At 72.6% G+C, this 13282-nt stretch carries 14 protein-coding genes; 10 read left to right on the forward strand and 4 right to left on the reverse strand.

Annotation, left to right across the window (positions count from 1 at the left end; all coding sequences use genetic code 11):
* Window positions 1-66 precede the first annotated feature (66 nt).
* From ACZ49J_RS02095 to ACZ49J_RS02105, 3 genes are all read left to right on the forward strand, one after another.
* Window positions 67-993, forward strand: a complete 927-nt coding sequence (locus ACZ49J_RS02095) for a DUF4394 domain-containing protein (protein WP_467447684.1) — start codon at window positions 67-69, stop codon at window positions 991-993.
* 175 nt (window positions 994-1168) lie between these two features.
* Window positions 1169-2173, forward strand: coding sequence for an aldo/keto reductase (locus tag ACZ49J_RS02100; RefSeq protein WP_467447301.1), 1005 nt, complete (start codon window positions 1169-1171; stop codon window positions 2171-2173).
* Between the two features lie 26 nt (window positions 2174-2199).
* Window positions 2200-2787 (forward strand): TetR/AcrR family transcriptional regulator, encoded by a 588-nt coding sequence (locus ACZ49J_RS02105; protein ID WP_467447303.1) that lies wholly within the window; start codon window positions 2200-2202, stop codon window positions 2785-2787.
* Window positions 2788-2814: 27 nt separating this feature from the next.
* On the opposite strand, the gene ACZ49J_RS02110 is transcribed toward ACZ49J_RS02105, so the two are convergent.
* Window positions 2815-3273 (reverse strand): VOC family protein, encoded by a 459-nt coding sequence (locus ACZ49J_RS02110; protein WP_467447304.1) that lies wholly within the window; start codon window positions 3271-3273, stop codon window positions 2815-2817.
* 65 nt (window positions 3274-3338) lie between these two features.
* Here ACZ49J_RS02110 and ACZ49J_RS02115 point away from each other — a divergent pair, with 65 nt between their 5' ends.
* Both ACZ49J_RS02115 and ACZ49J_RS02120 read left to right on the forward strand, forming a co-directional pair.
* Window positions 3339-4046 (forward strand): CGNR zinc finger domain-containing protein, encoded by a 708-nt coding sequence (locus ACZ49J_RS02115; protein WP_467447685.1) that lies wholly within the window; start codon window positions 3339-3341, stop codon window positions 4044-4046.
* Between the two features lie 5 nt (window positions 4047-4051).
* Window positions 4052-4462: an SRPBCC family protein gene (locus ACZ49J_RS02120; RefSeq protein ID WP_467447305.1), complete on the forward strand. Its 411-nt coding sequence runs from the start codon at window positions 4052-4054 to the stop codon at window positions 4460-4462.
* 19 nt (window positions 4463-4481) lie between these two features.
* Here ACZ49J_RS02120 and ACZ49J_RS02125 read toward each other — a convergent pair whose 3' ends face one another.
* Window positions 4482-5228 carry a GbsR/MarR family transcriptional regulator gene (locus tag ACZ49J_RS02125; protein ID WP_467447306.1) on the reverse strand — a complete coding sequence of 249 codons (747 nt, stop codon included), beginning with the start codon at window positions 5226-5228 and terminating at the stop codon, window positions 4482-4484.
* 242 nt (window positions 5229-5470) lie between these two features.
* On the opposite strand from ACZ49J_RS02125, the gene ACZ49J_RS02130 reads away from it, so the two are divergent.
* From ACZ49J_RS02130 to ACZ49J_RS02140, 3 genes are read left to right on the forward strand one after another with little or no spacing between them, the layout of a single operon-like run.
* On the forward strand, window positions 5471-6145 hold the full coding sequence (locus ACZ49J_RS02130; protein WP_467447307.1) for a DUF4097 family beta strand repeat-containing protein: 675 nt from the start codon (window positions 5471-5473) through the stop codon (window positions 6143-6145).
* A gap of 30 nt (window positions 6146-6175) precedes the next feature.
* Window positions 6176-7132 (forward strand): ATP-binding cassette domain-containing protein, encoded by a 957-nt coding sequence (locus ACZ49J_RS02135; protein ID WP_467447309.1) that lies wholly within the window; start codon window positions 6176-6178, stop codon window positions 7130-7132.
* Window positions 7129-7920, forward strand: coding sequence for an ABC transporter permease (locus tag ACZ49J_RS02140; protein WP_467447311.1), 792 nt, complete (start codon window positions 7129-7131; stop codon window positions 7918-7920). The genes ACZ49J_RS02135 and ACZ49J_RS02140 overlap by 4 nt, the downstream gene beginning before the upstream one ends.
* A 151-nt stretch (window positions 7921-8071) precedes the next feature.
* Here ACZ49J_RS02140 and ACZ49J_RS02145 read toward each other — a convergent pair whose 3' ends face one another.
* Both ACZ49J_RS02145 and ACZ49J_RS02150 read right to left on the reverse strand, forming a co-directional pair.
* The gene (locus ACZ49J_RS02145; protein WP_467447312.1) at window positions 8072-8278 is read right to left on the reverse strand and encodes a hypothetical protein; all 207 of its coding nucleotides are present in this window, start codon (window positions 8276-8278) and stop codon (window positions 8072-8074) included.
* A gap of 158 nt (window positions 8279-8436) precedes the next feature.
* Window positions 8437-9891: an MFS transporter gene (locus ACZ49J_RS02150; RefSeq protein ID WP_467447313.1), complete on the reverse strand. Its 1455-nt coding sequence runs from the start codon at window positions 9889-9891 to the stop codon at window positions 8437-8439.
* A gap of 101 nt (window positions 9892-9992) precedes the next feature.
* On the opposite strand from ACZ49J_RS02150, the gene ACZ49J_RS02155 reads away from it, so the two are divergent.
* Complete coding sequence (locus ACZ49J_RS02155) at window positions 9993-10928, forward strand: helix-turn-helix transcriptional regulator (RefSeq protein WP_467447314.1); 936 nt, start codon at window positions 9993-9995, stop codon at window positions 10926-10928.
* Between the two features lie 227 nt (window positions 10929-11155).
* A partial coding sequence (locus ACZ49J_RS02160) for an AfsR/SARP family transcriptional regulator (RefSeq protein ID WP_468347676.1) occupies window positions 11156-13282 on the forward strand: 2127 nt, incomplete at its 3' end.

Here is a 13282-nt window from a genome sequence, read left to right on the forward strand (position 1 = left end):
CGCTCCGAAGGAAGGGGCATGCGGGCCCGCAGAGCGCGGGCCGGAAACCTTCCCACGGGGGCGGACATGCGCAAGCAGGCAGTCATAGGCGTACTGACGATGGCGGTGGCGATCGGGACGGTCGGAACCGTCGGGACGGGAGTCCTGGGCGGGGACGGGGCGTCGTCCTCCGTGAGCGACGTCGCGTCCAGGGCGCAGCTCGGCGGGGCGCCCAAGGCGCTCGCCGGAAGCGGCCCGAGGGCCGTCGGGCTCACGTCCGACCAGCGGCTGGTCACGTTCAAGACCGACCGGCCCGGCGCCGTCATCCCGCTCGGCAGGGTCTCCGGACTCAAGGGCGACAACAAGCTCGTGGGCATCGACTACCGCGTGCAGAACGGCAAGCTGTACGGCGTCGGCGACAGGGGCGGCATCTACACCCTCCGCGAGATCGGCGCCCGCGCCACCAAGGTCTCCCAGCTCACCGCCCCGCTCCAGGGCAGGTCGTTCGGTGTCGACTTCAATCCGGCCGCCAACCGGCTGAGGGTGATCAGTGACACCGGACAGAACCTCCGCCACAACATCGACGACCCGGCGGGCGCCCCGGCCGCGGGCACCACGGCCGTCGACGGCACCCTCACCAACCCGCCCGTGCCGCCCGCCACCGCGGGCGCCACGGCCCAGGGCGTGACCGGAGCGGCGTACACGAACAACGACCTCGACGCCACGACCGCGACCACCCTCTTCGACCTCGACACCGCCCAGGACCAGGTGGCGGTCCAGTCCCCGGCCAACGCGGGCAGCCTCGCGCCCACCGGCAAGCTCGGCGTCGACGTTCCGCCGAACTCCGGCTTCGACATCCACAGCCCGGCCCGGAGCGGCACGAACACCGGGTACGCCGTCACGGGCGACCGGGTGTTCCGGGTCAACCTGCTGACCGGCAGGGCGACGGCGACCGGTGCCTTCCCGTCGGGGCGGCGGGTCGTGGACCTGGCGATCCCGCTGAAGCAGGGCTGAGGTCGACGAGGGGCTCGCGGGAGGTCCCGGCACCTGCTGACGCGTGACGGCTGACGCATGACAGCTGACAGATATTGAAATCTGTCAGCTGTCATGCCAGGCTGGAGTCACGTCATCCGTGGGTCCCCGCGTCCAGCGGCCCGCCCCACGGCTCACGGGACCCCAAGGAGCTCTCATGCAAACCCGCCCCCTCGGCACCACCGGCCCCCAGGTCTCCGCTCTCGGCCTCGGCTGCATGGGCATGTCCGCGCTGTACGGCGAGGCGGACCGGGCCGAGTCCGTCGCGACGATCCACGCCGCGCTCGAAGCGGGCGTGACCCTGCTCGACACCGGCGACTTCTACGGCATGGGCCACAACGAGATGCTGATCGGTGAGGCCCTGCGCTCCGCCCCGGCGGCGCGGCGCGAACAGGCGCTCACCAGCGTCAAGTTCGGCGCCCTGCGCGGCCCGGACGGGGAGTGGCTCGGGTACGACGGCCGGCCGGCCGCGGTCAGGAACTTCGCCGCGTACTCGCTCCAGCGTCTCGGTGTGGACCACATCGACGTCTACCGGATCGCCCGGATCGACCCCGGCGTGCCGATCGAGGAGACGGTCGGCGCGATCGCGGAGCTGGTGGAGAAGGGATACGTACGGCACATCGGACTGAGCGAGGCCGGCGCGGAGACGATCCGGCGCGCCGCAGCCACGGCCCCGATCGCGGACCTCCAGATCGAGTACTCGCTCATCTCACGCGGCATCGAGGACCAGATCCTGCCGACGACGCGCGAGCTGGGCATCGGCATCACGGCGTACGGGGTGCTGTCCCGTGGCCTGATCTCCGGCCACTTCACCGAGGACCGGCAGCTCGCCGCCAACGACTTCCGCGCGCACTCACCCCGCTTCCAGGGCGACAACCTCCGCCACAACCTCGGCCTCGTCGAGGCGCTGCGGAAGATCGCCGAGCAGAAGGGCGTGAGCGTCGCCCAGATCGCGATCGCCTGGGTGCTCTCGCGCGGCGACGACATCGTGCCGCTGGTCGGCGCCCGCAGGCGCGACCGGCTGGCCGAGGCGCTGGGCGCCCTGGACGTCACCCTGGACGCGGCCGACCTGGCGGCGATCGAGGACGTCGTGCCGGCGGGTGCCGCCGCGGGCGACCGCTACGGGGCGGCCCAGATGGCACACCTCGACAGCGAGCGCTGACCGCCCCTCCGGGTACGGTCTGACTCATGGCCCCGACCCCGCAGACCCTGACCGCCGAGCGCATCCTCGAAGCGACCGAGGAGGTGCTGCGCCGTCACGGCCCCGCCAAGGCGACCGTGGTGGACGTGGCACGCGCGCTCGGTGTCAGCCACGGCAGTGTCTACCGGCACTTCCGTACGAAGGCGGCGCTGCGGGAGGCGGTGACGAAGCGGTGGCTGGACCGCACCACCGATGTCCTCGCCGGCATCGCCGCCGAGGACAGGGACCCGGAGGTCCGGCTGCGCGAGTGGTTCTCGGTCCTGTTCGCGGCCAAGCGCCGCAAGGCGGGTGACGACCCCGAGCTCTTCGCCACGTACATGGTGCTGACCGAGGAGAACGGCGACGCCGTCGGCGAGCACATCGCCGATCTGGTCGGCCAGCTGCGGCGGATCGTCGAGGCGGGCGTCGCCGCCGGCACCTTCACCGCCCACGACCCCGAGACCACGGCCCGCGCCCTCTTCCACGCCTCGCGCCGCTTCCACGACCCGCGCTACTCCTCCGAGTGGGAACAGCCCGGCACCGAGGACGACTTCCAGGCCGTGGTGGACCTGCTGGTGCGGGGCCTCAAGGCCTGACGGCCCCGCGGCTCGGGTGCTCCGGCCTCACGCCACGCAGAACTCGTTGCCCTCGGGGTCGAGCATCACCCACCAGTGGCCCGCGGGGCCCTGGTCCACTTCGTGTACGCGGTTGGCGCCCAGGGACTCCAGGTGGGAGACCAGCGTGTCGAGGCCGCCTGGTTCGGCGTGGATGTCGATGTGGAGGCGGTTCTTCACCGTCTTCGGCTCCGGGACGTCCTGGAAGAGCAGGCGGCGGCCCTTTCCGACGCCGGTGAACGGGTCGTACGGGTCCTCGGGGTGCCGCACGGCGGCGTAGCCCCGGAAGACGCGGTGGCCGTTGTGCTCGGTGACCGCCGCCTCGGGGAGGTCGCCCGACGACAGGAGGTGGCCGACGAGCGCGGTCGGGTCCTCCACCTCGTAGCGCAGGGCCGCGGCCCAGAAGTCCGCCTGCGTCTGGGCGTCCCGGGTGTCGATGACCAGCTTCCAGTTCAGAGCAGCTCTCATGTAACTGGTTATATTGGTTACGAGGGTCGGGCGTCCACTGGTCGGAGGTGTCGCGCGTGTCAGGGATGGTGCTGCGGTCCCACTCCGGGGCCTCCTACCGGTTCGACCCCGGTGCCCTCTGCCTCGAACTGCTCGTCACCGGAGGGCCCGGTGCCTTCCGCAGGTTCGAGGTGCTCCACGCGCCCGCCGACCTGGTCGCCTGGGCGGGGCGGTCGAGGCTCACGCCCACGCCCGCGCTCGATGTCACGGATCGGGACGTGGCATACGCCCGCCGGGTCCGGGACGCGCTGTTCCGTGTCGCCGTCGCGCGTGTCCGCGGCGGGCTGCCGGAGTTCGGGGTGGCGGGCGGTGGGCGTGCGGACCTGGACGTCATCAACGAGGCCGCCGCGCATCCGCCGCTGGTCCCCGTGATCGGGGGTGACGGCGGACGGCGCGAGTGGGCCGGGGTGGCCGGCGGGGCCCAGCTCCTGTCCACCGTCGCCCGCGACGCCGTCGAACTGCTGACCGGGCCGTACGCCGAGCGCGTCCGGATGTGCTCCGGCGAACGCTGCTACCTCGTCTACGTCGACACCTCCAGGCCCGGCCGGCGTCGCTGGTGCTCCATGGAGCACTGTGGCAACCTCCACAAGGTGCGGGCCCTGCGCGCCCGCCGGGCCGGGGAAGGGCCTGGAGGGCGTCCGGAAGAACCGCAGGAAGAACCGCGGGAAGAACCCAAGGGAGAACAGCAGGAAAAGCCCCAGGAAGAACCGCAGGACGAACTCCGAAAAGGGTGACCGTCATGCCCATCGGACTCACCAGGGACGCCGGCTGGCAGATCGGTGTCTCCCGCACCCTGCGCCAGCCCCGCTCCGCCGTATGGGAGTTCATCAGCGGTACGGACGGGTTGGCGCTGTGGCTCGGGCCCGGCGCGGAGCTCGCCCCGGAGCCCGGCAGTCCGTACGAGACCGATGCCGGCGTGGGCGGTGAGGTGCGCGGCTACCGGCCGGGCGACCGCATCCGCGTCACGTACGGCCCCACCACGGTCCAGGTCGCCCTCACCGCCGCCGCCGGAGGCCGGACCGTGCTCCGCTTCCACCAGGAGCGGATGGCGAGCGCCGAGGAGCGCGAGCGTCAACGCGCCCACTGGCAGCGGGTGATGGAGCGGGTCGCCGCCGCGCTCGACGAGCGGTACGAGGGCCCGGGCTCCTGACCCTGCCCCACAGCGTTCGTCAGGAGCTTGGCCCGGCAGCGGCGTCCGAGGGCGTTCCGGGTGCCGTGTGGAGGATCTCGCGGGCCTGCTCCGCGGCGCGGGCGGTGCTCTCGCCGACGAAGTCGAGGAAACGGGCCATGTTCTCGAAGCGGGTGCCGGCCGGGGTGTACGGGCCGAGGACGCCGACGCCCTGCCGCATGGTCTCGGCCATCTGGGCGATGGAACGGGCGCTGGCCATCATCGACTGGTACCAGACGTCGTCGTCGACGACGTAGCGCTCGCGGCGGCGTTCGTCGCGCTCCCGGCGGACCATGCCCTGGCTCTCGAGGAACGCGATCGCCTTGGAGACGGACGCCGGGCTGACATCGAGGCGCTGGACGAGGTCGGACGCGGTGAGGGTGCCCGTGTCGGCGAGGGTGAGGCAGGCCATCACCCGGGCCATCATCTTGGGCATGCCCGAAGCCATCATGACGGTGGTGAACGTCTCCTCGTACGCGCGGACCGCCTCGGCGTCGCGCCCGTAGGCCTGCGGGGGCACCTCCGGCCCCCGGGGCACGGCCTTCCTGCGCCGGTGGGCGCGGTGCTCGGTCGCGCGGTGGGCCAGGTCGGCGCGGTAGCTGGTGGGGCCGCCGTTGCGCATCACCTCGCGGGTGATGGTCGAGGTCGGGCGGTCGAGGCGTCTGGCGATCTCCGCGTAGGCGAGGCCGTCGGCCAGCCCCGACGCGATCTGCTGACGTTCCTGCTGGGTGAGCCTGCCTCCCGGCATCGCGGTCTCCTTCGTGGTCCGTGGAGCCCCCACTCTAGCGTTCACTCCAATTCATTGCAACGAGAGGCGTGCAGAGCTGTTGCGTTATCTTCGAGGCTGTTGCAACGATTTCCCTGCTTTCACCTGCATAAATGAATGATGTGCGCAACGATCGCGTTGCCATATCCATGAATGCAACGTAGCGTTTTCGTCATCGGAAACGACGAGCCGAAGGGGCTCGCGACCAGATGAAGGAGCGCACGATGCAGAAGTTCGACACCTCCGCCCCGGTGACCGCCGTCCTCGCCATCCCCGCCGGCCGCATCCGGTTCATCGCCGCCGACCGGGCCGACACCACGGTCGAGGTCCTGCCCGCCAACGCCTCGAGGAGCCGTGACGTGAAGGCGGCGGAGCAGGTCGAGGTGGCCTACGGCGACGGGGTGCTGAGGATCGAGGCACCCAAGGCGAAGAACCGGATCCTCGGGGACTCCGGATCCGTCGAGGTGACCGTCCAGCTGCCCGCCGGCTCCCGCGTCGAGGCGAAGGCGGCCGCCGCCGAGTTCCGGGGCGTCGGACGGCTCGGTGACGTCGCCTTCGAGGGCGCGTACGGCGAGCAGGTCGCCGTCAAGCTCGACGAGGCCGCGAGCGTCCGCCTCGCAGCACTCGCCGGTGACGTCTCGGTCGGCCGCCTCACCGGCCCCGGGGAGATCAGCGTCCAGAAGGGCCACATCAACGTCGCCGAGGCCGCGCGCGGCACCCTCACGCTGAGCACCCAGCAGGGCGACGTCACCGTCGGCGCCGCCCGCGGAGTGTCCGCCACCCTCGACGCCGGCACCACCTACGGCCGCGTCCACAACACCCTCGAGAACACCGGCGCCGCAGGCCTCGACATCCACGCCACCACGTCCTACGGCGACATCACCGCCCGCAGCCTGTAACCGCCCGCAGCTTCCCAAGGAGTACCCCTCATGACCAACCCGGCCATCGCGGCGAACGGGCTGCGCAAGTCCTACGGCGACAAGGTCGTACTGGACGGCGTCGACCTGGCCGTCCCGGAAGGAACGATCTTCTCCCTGCTCGGCCCGAACGGTGCCGGCAAGACCACCGCCGTGAAGATCCTGTCCACGCTCATCACCGCCGACGGCGGGCAGGCCCAGGTCGCGGGCCACGACCTGGCCGCCGACCCGCAGGCCGTGCGCGCCGCGATCGGGGTCACCGGGCAGTTCTCCGCCGTCGACGGCCTGATCACCGGCGAGGAGAACATGCTCCTCATGGCGGACCTGCACCACCTGTCCAAGCGGGAGGGGCGGCGGGTCACCGCCGAGCTGCTGGAGCGCTTCGACCTCACCGAGGCCGCGAAGAAGCCCGCCTCCACGTACTCCGGCGGCATGAAGCGGCGCCTGGACATCGCCATGACCCTGGTCGGCGACCCGCGGATCATCTTCCTCGACGAGCCCACCACCGGCCTCGACCCCCGCTCCCGCCACACCATGTGGCAGATCATCCGCGAGCTCGTCACCGGCGGCGTCACCGTCTTCCTCACCACCCAGTACCTGGAGGAGGCCGACGAACTCGCCGACCGCATCGCGGTGCTCCACGACGGGAAGATCGCCGCCGAGGGCACCGCCGACGAGCTCAAGCGGATCGTCCCCGGCGGACACGTCAGGCTCCGCTTCACCGACCCGGCTGCCTACCAGAGTGCCGCCGTCGCCCTGCGCGAGGCCGCCCGGGACGACGAATCCCTCGCCCTGCAGATCCCCAGCGACGGAAGCCAGCGCGAACTGCGGTCCGTCCTCGACTGGCTGGACTCCGCCGGCGTCGAGGCCGACGAGCTGACCGTGCACACCCCCGACCTCGACGACGTGTTCTTCGCCCTCACCGGCCCGGCCGACGTCCCCAACCAGCCCAAGGAGACTGCCCGATGAGCACCCTTTCCCTCGCCGTGCGCGACTCGTCCACGATGCTGCGCCGCAACCTGCTGCACGCCCGGCGCTACCCGTCCCTCACCCTGAACCTGCTGCTGACGCCGATCATGCTGTTGCTGCTCTTCGTCTACATCTTCGGCGACACCATGAGCGCGGGCATCGGCGGTGGCGGCGCCGACCGCTCCCAGTACGTCGCCTATCTCGTCCCGGGCCTGCTGCTGATGACCATCGGCTCCACCACGATCGGCACCGCGGTCTCCGTCTCCAACGACATGACCGAGGGCATCATCGCCCGCTTCCGCACGATGGCGATCCACCGCGGTTCGGTGCTCATCGGGCACGTCGTCGGCAGCGTGCTGCAGTCGGTCATCAGCGTGGTCCTCGTCGGCGCCGTCGGCGTGGCGATCGGGTTCCGCTCCACCGACGCCACCGTCCTGGAGTGGTTCGCCGCCTTCGGGCTGCTCGTGTTCTTCGCCCTGGCGCTCACCTGGATCGCGGTCGGCATGGGCCTGGTCAGCCCGAACGCCGAGGCCGCCAGCAACAACGCGATGCCGCTGATCTTCCTGCCGCTCATCTCCAGCACCTTCGTCCCGGTCGACGCGATGCCGGGCTGGTTCCAGCCGATCGCCGAGTACCAGCCCTTCACTCCGGCCATCGAGACGCTGCGCGGCCTGCTGCTCGGCACCGGGATCGGCCACAACGGATGGCTCGCCGTCGCCTGGTGCCTGGGTCTCGCGGTGCTCGGCTACTTCTGGTCGACCTCGAAGTTCAACAGCGACCCGAAGTAACCGCCATGACAGCGCGGGCCGCCTCCCGCACCCCGTCCCATCCGAGGGCGGCGTACACCGACACTCCGTCGCGTACGCCGCCCCTTCGGCGTTCCCGGACGCCGCCGCCCGGCCCGCACCAGGAGGTGCGGGTCACCTCCGACCTGGGTGATCACTCCGACCTGGGGTCCACCGTCGCCTGGTGTTCCTCGGCGAGGTGCTCCTCCGCCTTCAGCCACGGCAGGAACTGGGCGCCCTTCCGCCAGCCGCACGTGTCGCATTTGATCGTGCGCTGCACGCCCGCGCGTTCCACCCGGACGGTGTGTTCGCGCCCGTGCTGGTCCCAGCGGGTCACCTTGCTCGTGTTGATCTCCAGCATGACGCCTCCTGGCGACGCTCGGTACTCCAGGGGTTGTTGAGCCTTCTGGTTGTTTGTGCCGCAAGGAGTGTGCAGCAAGACCAACATCAACAGGGGGTCAGGGGGTGGTGAGTTCGAACTCAGTGCTGCCGCACGGCGCTCACATCCTGGAACCTGCCCTAGCTGATCGTCCTCGGCAGTCGCAGACTGAGCGTCACCGTCAGCGCGATGCCCGCCAGTTGGACGAGGAGTGTCGTCACCAGGGCGTTGCCCATGCCCATCGCCGGGATCAGGGAGAGGAAGAGGGTGCCCAGGGTGGCCACGCCCAGGGCGAGGGCCGACTGCTGGGTGGTGACCATGACGCCGCTGCCGACGCCCGCCCGTGCCGGCGGGACCTCGGAGAGGACGAGCCGGAGGACGACGGGGAGTTGGAGGGCCTGACCGGCGCCCGCGATCGTCATGCCGGGCAGGAGGGGCAGCCAGGTCAGGTCGGGCCAGGTCCGCCACACGGCGAACGCCATCAGAGCCACGCCCACCGCCTGGACCAGCCCGCCCACGGTCACCACACGGGTGCCGTACCGGGCGACCAGCCGCGGACCGGCCAGCGAGACGAAGAAGAACGACACCGCCATCGGGGAGAGAGCGAGACCCGCCTCGACCGGCCCCAGCCGCGCACCCTGCTGCAGCGCCACCGCGATCACGAACATGAACCCGCTGAAGCCCAGCGAGAACGGCACGATCATGACCAGGCCCCGGCGCAGGGACGCGAGGGCGAAGAGGCTGGGCGGTACGAGGGGCGTCCGGCCCAGGCGGTCCTCCCTGCGCTCGACCAGGTAGAAGGCGAGGGCAGCGAACGGGAACGCGGCCAGCGCCAGCCACGTCCACAGCGGCCAGCCCGCCGCCCGGCCCTCGGTGAGCGGCGCGAGAAGGGTCAGCAGGGACACGGCCAGCAGGACCGTGCCGGGGCCGTCCACGGGCTCCGGGTGGGACGAGCGGGTCTCGGGCACGGCACGCGCGGCCAGGACCAGGCCGACCACGACGACGGGCACGTTCACCAGGAACACCGAACGCCAGCCGGCGCCCGCGCCCCCAAGAAAAGCAAGCGGCGTCGCCGCCACGAGGACGCCGCCGAGGATCTGCCCGGCCACCATGGAGAGTCCGGCCGTCGCGCCGTACAGGCTCATCGCGCGGGCGCGGCGCGTGCCGGAGGTCGTCGACTGGATGGTGGCGAGCACCTGCGGCAGCATCACCGCCGCCGCGGCGCCCTGCGCGACCCGCGCCGCCACCAGCGACCAGGCGTCAGGGGCGAGTCCGCACGCCAGCGAGGTCAGCCCGAAGGCGGCCATGCCCCACAGGAAGAGCCGGCGCCGCCCGAAGAGGTCGCCGAGACGGCCGCCGAGCACCAGCAGCACGGCGTACGCGAGTCCGTACCCGGCGACGACGAGTTCCAGGACCGTCTCGCTCGCGGCGAGGTCGCGACCGATCGTCGGCAGGGCCACGTTGACGATGAAGAAGTCGATGAGCGGGAGGGCCGCGCCGAGCAGGACGGTGAACAGCCCCAGGCCGCCGAGTACGGACGGCGGGGCGGTGGGGGCGCGGACGGGGGTGGTGGAGATGGCTTCTGTATCGGTCACGTGGACGAGGTTCGTACGCCGCTGAGCCTGGTACCAGAGTCTCCTTATCCTGGTACCAGGACTACCTGGCAACAGGTTCCGCGCGGCGGCAGGCTGGAGGCATGACGACCATGGCGGTACGGGCGACCGAAGCACAACCCCGGCCCGCGCGGGAGCCGGCGACGCAACGGCCCCGCGCGGCACAGGAGTCGGAGTTCCGTCGCACCGAACTCGCCGCGTTCCTGCGCCACCGCCGGGAGCACATCACGCCCGAGCAGGTCGGCCTGCCGCGCGGCCGCCGCCGCCGTACGCCCGGGCTGCGCCGTGAGGAGGTCGCACAGCTCTCCGCGGTGGGCGTCACCTGGTACACCTGGCTCGAACAGGCCCGGGACATCCAGGTCTCCGTGCAGGTCCTCGACGCCCTCGCCCGCACCCTGCTCCTCGACCCCATCGAGCGCGAGCACCTGTTCAACCTGGCCGGGGCGGTCGATCCCTCGCCGGGCAGCAACTGCCCGTCGGTCACTGCGGCGCAGCGGGCGATCCTCGAACAACTGGAGCCGTTCCCGGCCTGCCTGCAGAACAGCCGGTACGACATCCTCGCCTACAACCGCACGTACGGCCTGCTGCTCTGCGACCTCGACACGGTGCCGCCCGAGGACCTGAACTGCATCGTCCTCGCCCACACCCACGAGGAGTGGCGCTCGTCGATCGTGCACCTGGAGGAGACGACCCGGCTCATGGCCGCGAAGCTGCGCGCCGCCATGGCCGGCAACCTCTCCGACCCCGCGTGGAAGGCCCTGTTGAAGCGGCTGCGCACCGAGTCCGCCGAGTTCCGCGCGACCTGGGACCGCCATGAGGTGGTCGGCGCCCACAGCAAGCGCAAGCAGTTCGTGAACGCCCACGTCGGCCCCCTCACCCTGGACCACACCGACCTCTGGCTCAGCCCGCACAACGGGCCGCGGATGGTGACGTACGCACCGGCCGACGAACAGTCGCGCGAGCGCCTGGAGAAGCTGCACGCGATCGCGCTGGAACGGGAGGGCGACGCGACCGCCTGACGGTTCCCCGGGGCCGTGGCGTCCGCCGCCCCGGGCGAGGAGAACCGCGGCGAGAACTCCGGCGAAAAACTGGGGCCCGGGCACATCCGGTGTGGGCGCGGTCTGCGAATGGGAGTGGCGGCTGTACGGCGTTGGGCCGGAATGTGCCTTCCGCATGTGTCGCCGACGAGGGTAAAGAAGGGGCGATCGGTGGGGGAACTGTGAATAACGGCGGCCCGGGGGGCCTCATGCGCATCCAGGTACTCGGGCCGGTCGACGTCCGGCGCGACGGTGTACGCCTCGACCTCGGCTCACCTCAGCGCCGCGCGGTCCTGGCGCTGCTGGCCGTCGCCCGCGGACAGAGACTGCCGTTCTCCGGGCTCGCGGACGCCCTGTGGGGCGAGCGGCCCCCGGCGAGCGCGGCGAACGTCGTCCAGACCCACATCAAGCACCTGCGCCGGCTGCTGGAGCCCGGCCGCCCGCCGCGCGCGCCGAGCACGGTGCTGCCCCGGCTCGGTGACGGGTACGCGCTGCGTGTCCCGTACGACGCCATCGACCTGCTCCGCTTCCGCGACCTGGTCGCCTCGGCGGAGGCCGCGCGGCGGGGCGGCGAGCCGGAGCGGGCCGCGGCACTGCTCGCCGACGCGCTCGCCCTGTGGCAGCAACCCCCGCTCGCCGACCTGCCGTTCCTCGCCGCCCACCCCATGGTGGTCGCCCTGGCGGGGGAGCGGCGCGGTGTGATCGCCCAGTACGGCGACGCCATGCTCGCGGCGGGGCGGGGCGCCGACGCCCTCCCCGTCCTGGAGGAGACCGCGACGGCCCAGCCGCTGGACGAGGACGCCCAGGCCCGGCTCATCCGGGCGTACGAGGCCGTCGGCCGCCGGGACCGGGCGGTCGCCGTGTACCGCGGCAGCCGCCGCCGGCTGGCCGACGAACTCGGCGTCGACCCGGGGCCCGAACTGGCCGGTGCCTACGCGGCGTTGCTGCGCCGCCACCCGGCCCCCGCCGCGACGGCTCAGGAGCCCACCCCGCAGCGAAGACCGGCCCACGCCCCCACGGCGGTTCCGCTCCCCGCGCAACTGCCCGCCGACGTACCCGACTTCTCCGGCCGGGACACGGAACTGGCGGCACTCGACCGGCTGCTGACCGGCACGGAGGGCAGCCCCACGGCCGTGGCCGTCACGGTCGTCTCCGGTACGGCCGGGGTGGGCAAGACCGCGCTGGCCGTCCACTGGGCGCACCGGATGCGGCACCGGTTCCCCGACGGCCAGCTCTACGTCAACCTCCGCGGCTACGACCCGGAGAGGCCCATGCCGCCCGGCGACGCCCTCACCCGGTTCCTCACCGTGCTCGGGGTGCCCGGCGACGCGATCCCGCTCGACGTGGACGAGCGCGCGAGCCGGTACCGCAGCGGGACGGCGGGCCGCCGGATGCTGGTGGTCCTGGACAACGCCCTGTCCGAGGAGCAGGTCCGCCCGCTGCTGCCCGGCTCGTCGTCCTGCGCCGTCCTGGTCACCAGCCGCAGCAGCCTGGCCGGCCTGGTGGCGCTGAACGGAGCCCGCCGCGTCACCCTGCCCCCGCTCCCGCTGCCGGACGCGGTCGCCCTGCTGCGGACGCTCGTGGGCCCGCGCGCCGCGTCCGAGCCGGCCGCGACCGCCGCCCTCGCCGAGCAGTGCGCGCGATTACCGCTGGCGCTGCGCGTCGCCGCCGAACTGGCCGGTGCCCGCCCGTCCCTGACCCTCGCCGACCTGGTGACGGAACTGGCCGACCAGCAGCGGCGCCTGGACCTCCTCGACGCGGGCGGCGACCGCCGCGCGGCCGTGGAGGCGGTCTTCTCCTGGTCCTACGACCGTCTCCCGGCCCCGGCCGCCCGCACCTTCCGCCTGCTGAGCCTGCACCCCGGCCCGGAAACCGACGCCCACGCGGTCGCGGCCCTGACAGCCCCCTCCACCCCCCAGCCCGCGCCCGTCCGCATCGCCCTCCCCACGCCGGACCCCGCCGCCCAGGCGCCGGGCCCAGCCGCCCCGGCGCTGACCGGCCCCGTCGCCCCGGCGTTGACCGGCCCCGTCGGCCCGGCGTTGACCGACCTCGTCGCCCCGTCGGCGCCCGCCTCGGCCGCCCCGGAGCCGACCGGCCTTGGCGCTCAGCCTGCGGCCGGCCCTGCCGCTTCGCCCGCGCCCGTCCGCCCCGCCCTCCCCACGACGGACCCAGCCGTCCAGGCGCCGGGCCCCGCCGCCCCTGCGTTGACCGGCCCCGTCGGCCCGGCGTTGACCGGCCCCGTCGCCCCGTCGGCGCCCGCCTCGGCCGCCCCGGAGCCGACCGGCCTTGGCGCTCAGCCTGCGGCCGGCCCTGCCGCTTCGCCCGCGCCCGTCCAC

The organism is Streptomyces sp. NPDC030840 (genome assembly GCF_055572015.1).

Coding starts and splice junctions, on each gene's coding strand:
- ACZ49J_RS02095 (WP_467447684.1), top strand. CDS start 67: ATGCGCAAGCAGGCAGTCATAGGCGTACTGACGATGGCGGTGGCGATC.
- ACZ49J_RS02100 (WP_467447301.1), top strand. CDS start 1,169: ATGCAAACCCGCCCCCTCGGCACCACCGGCCCCCAGGTCTCCGCTCTC.
- ACZ49J_RS02105 (WP_467447303.1), top strand. CDS start 2,200: ATGGCCCCGACCCCGCAGACCCTGACCGCCGAGCGCATCCTCGAAGCG.
- ACZ49J_RS02110 (WP_467447304.1), bottom strand. CDS start 3,273: ATGAGAGCTGCTCTGAACTGGAAGCTGGTCATCGACACCCGGGACGCC.
- ACZ49J_RS02115 (WP_467447685.1), top strand. CDS start 3,339: ATGGTGCTGCGGTCCCACTCCGGGGCCTCCTACCGGTTCGACCCCGGT.
- ACZ49J_RS02120 (WP_467447305.1), top strand. CDS start 4,052: ATGCCCATCGGACTCACCAGGGACGCCGGCTGGCAGATCGGTGTCTCC.
- ACZ49J_RS02125 (WP_467447306.1), bottom strand. CDS start 5,228: ATGCCGGGAGGCAGGCTCACCCAGCAGGAACGTCAGCAGATCGCGTCG.
- ACZ49J_RS02130 (WP_467447307.1), top strand. CDS start 5,471: ATGCAGAAGTTCGACACCTCCGCCCCGGTGACCGCCGTCCTCGCCATC.
- ACZ49J_RS02135 (WP_467447309.1), top strand. CDS start 6,176: ATGACCAACCCGGCCATCGCGGCGAACGGGCTGCGCAAGTCCTACGGC.
- ACZ49J_RS02140 (WP_467447311.1), top strand. CDS start 7,129: ATGAGCACCCTTTCCCTCGCCGTGCGCGACTCGTCCACGATGCTGCGC.
- ACZ49J_RS02145 (WP_467447312.1), bottom strand. CDS start 8,278: ATGCTGGAGATCAACACGAGCAAGGTGACCCGCTGGGACCAGCACGGG.
- ACZ49J_RS02155 (WP_467447314.1), top strand. CDS start 9,993: ATGACGACCATGGCGGTACGGGCGACCGAAGCACAACCCCGGCCCGCG.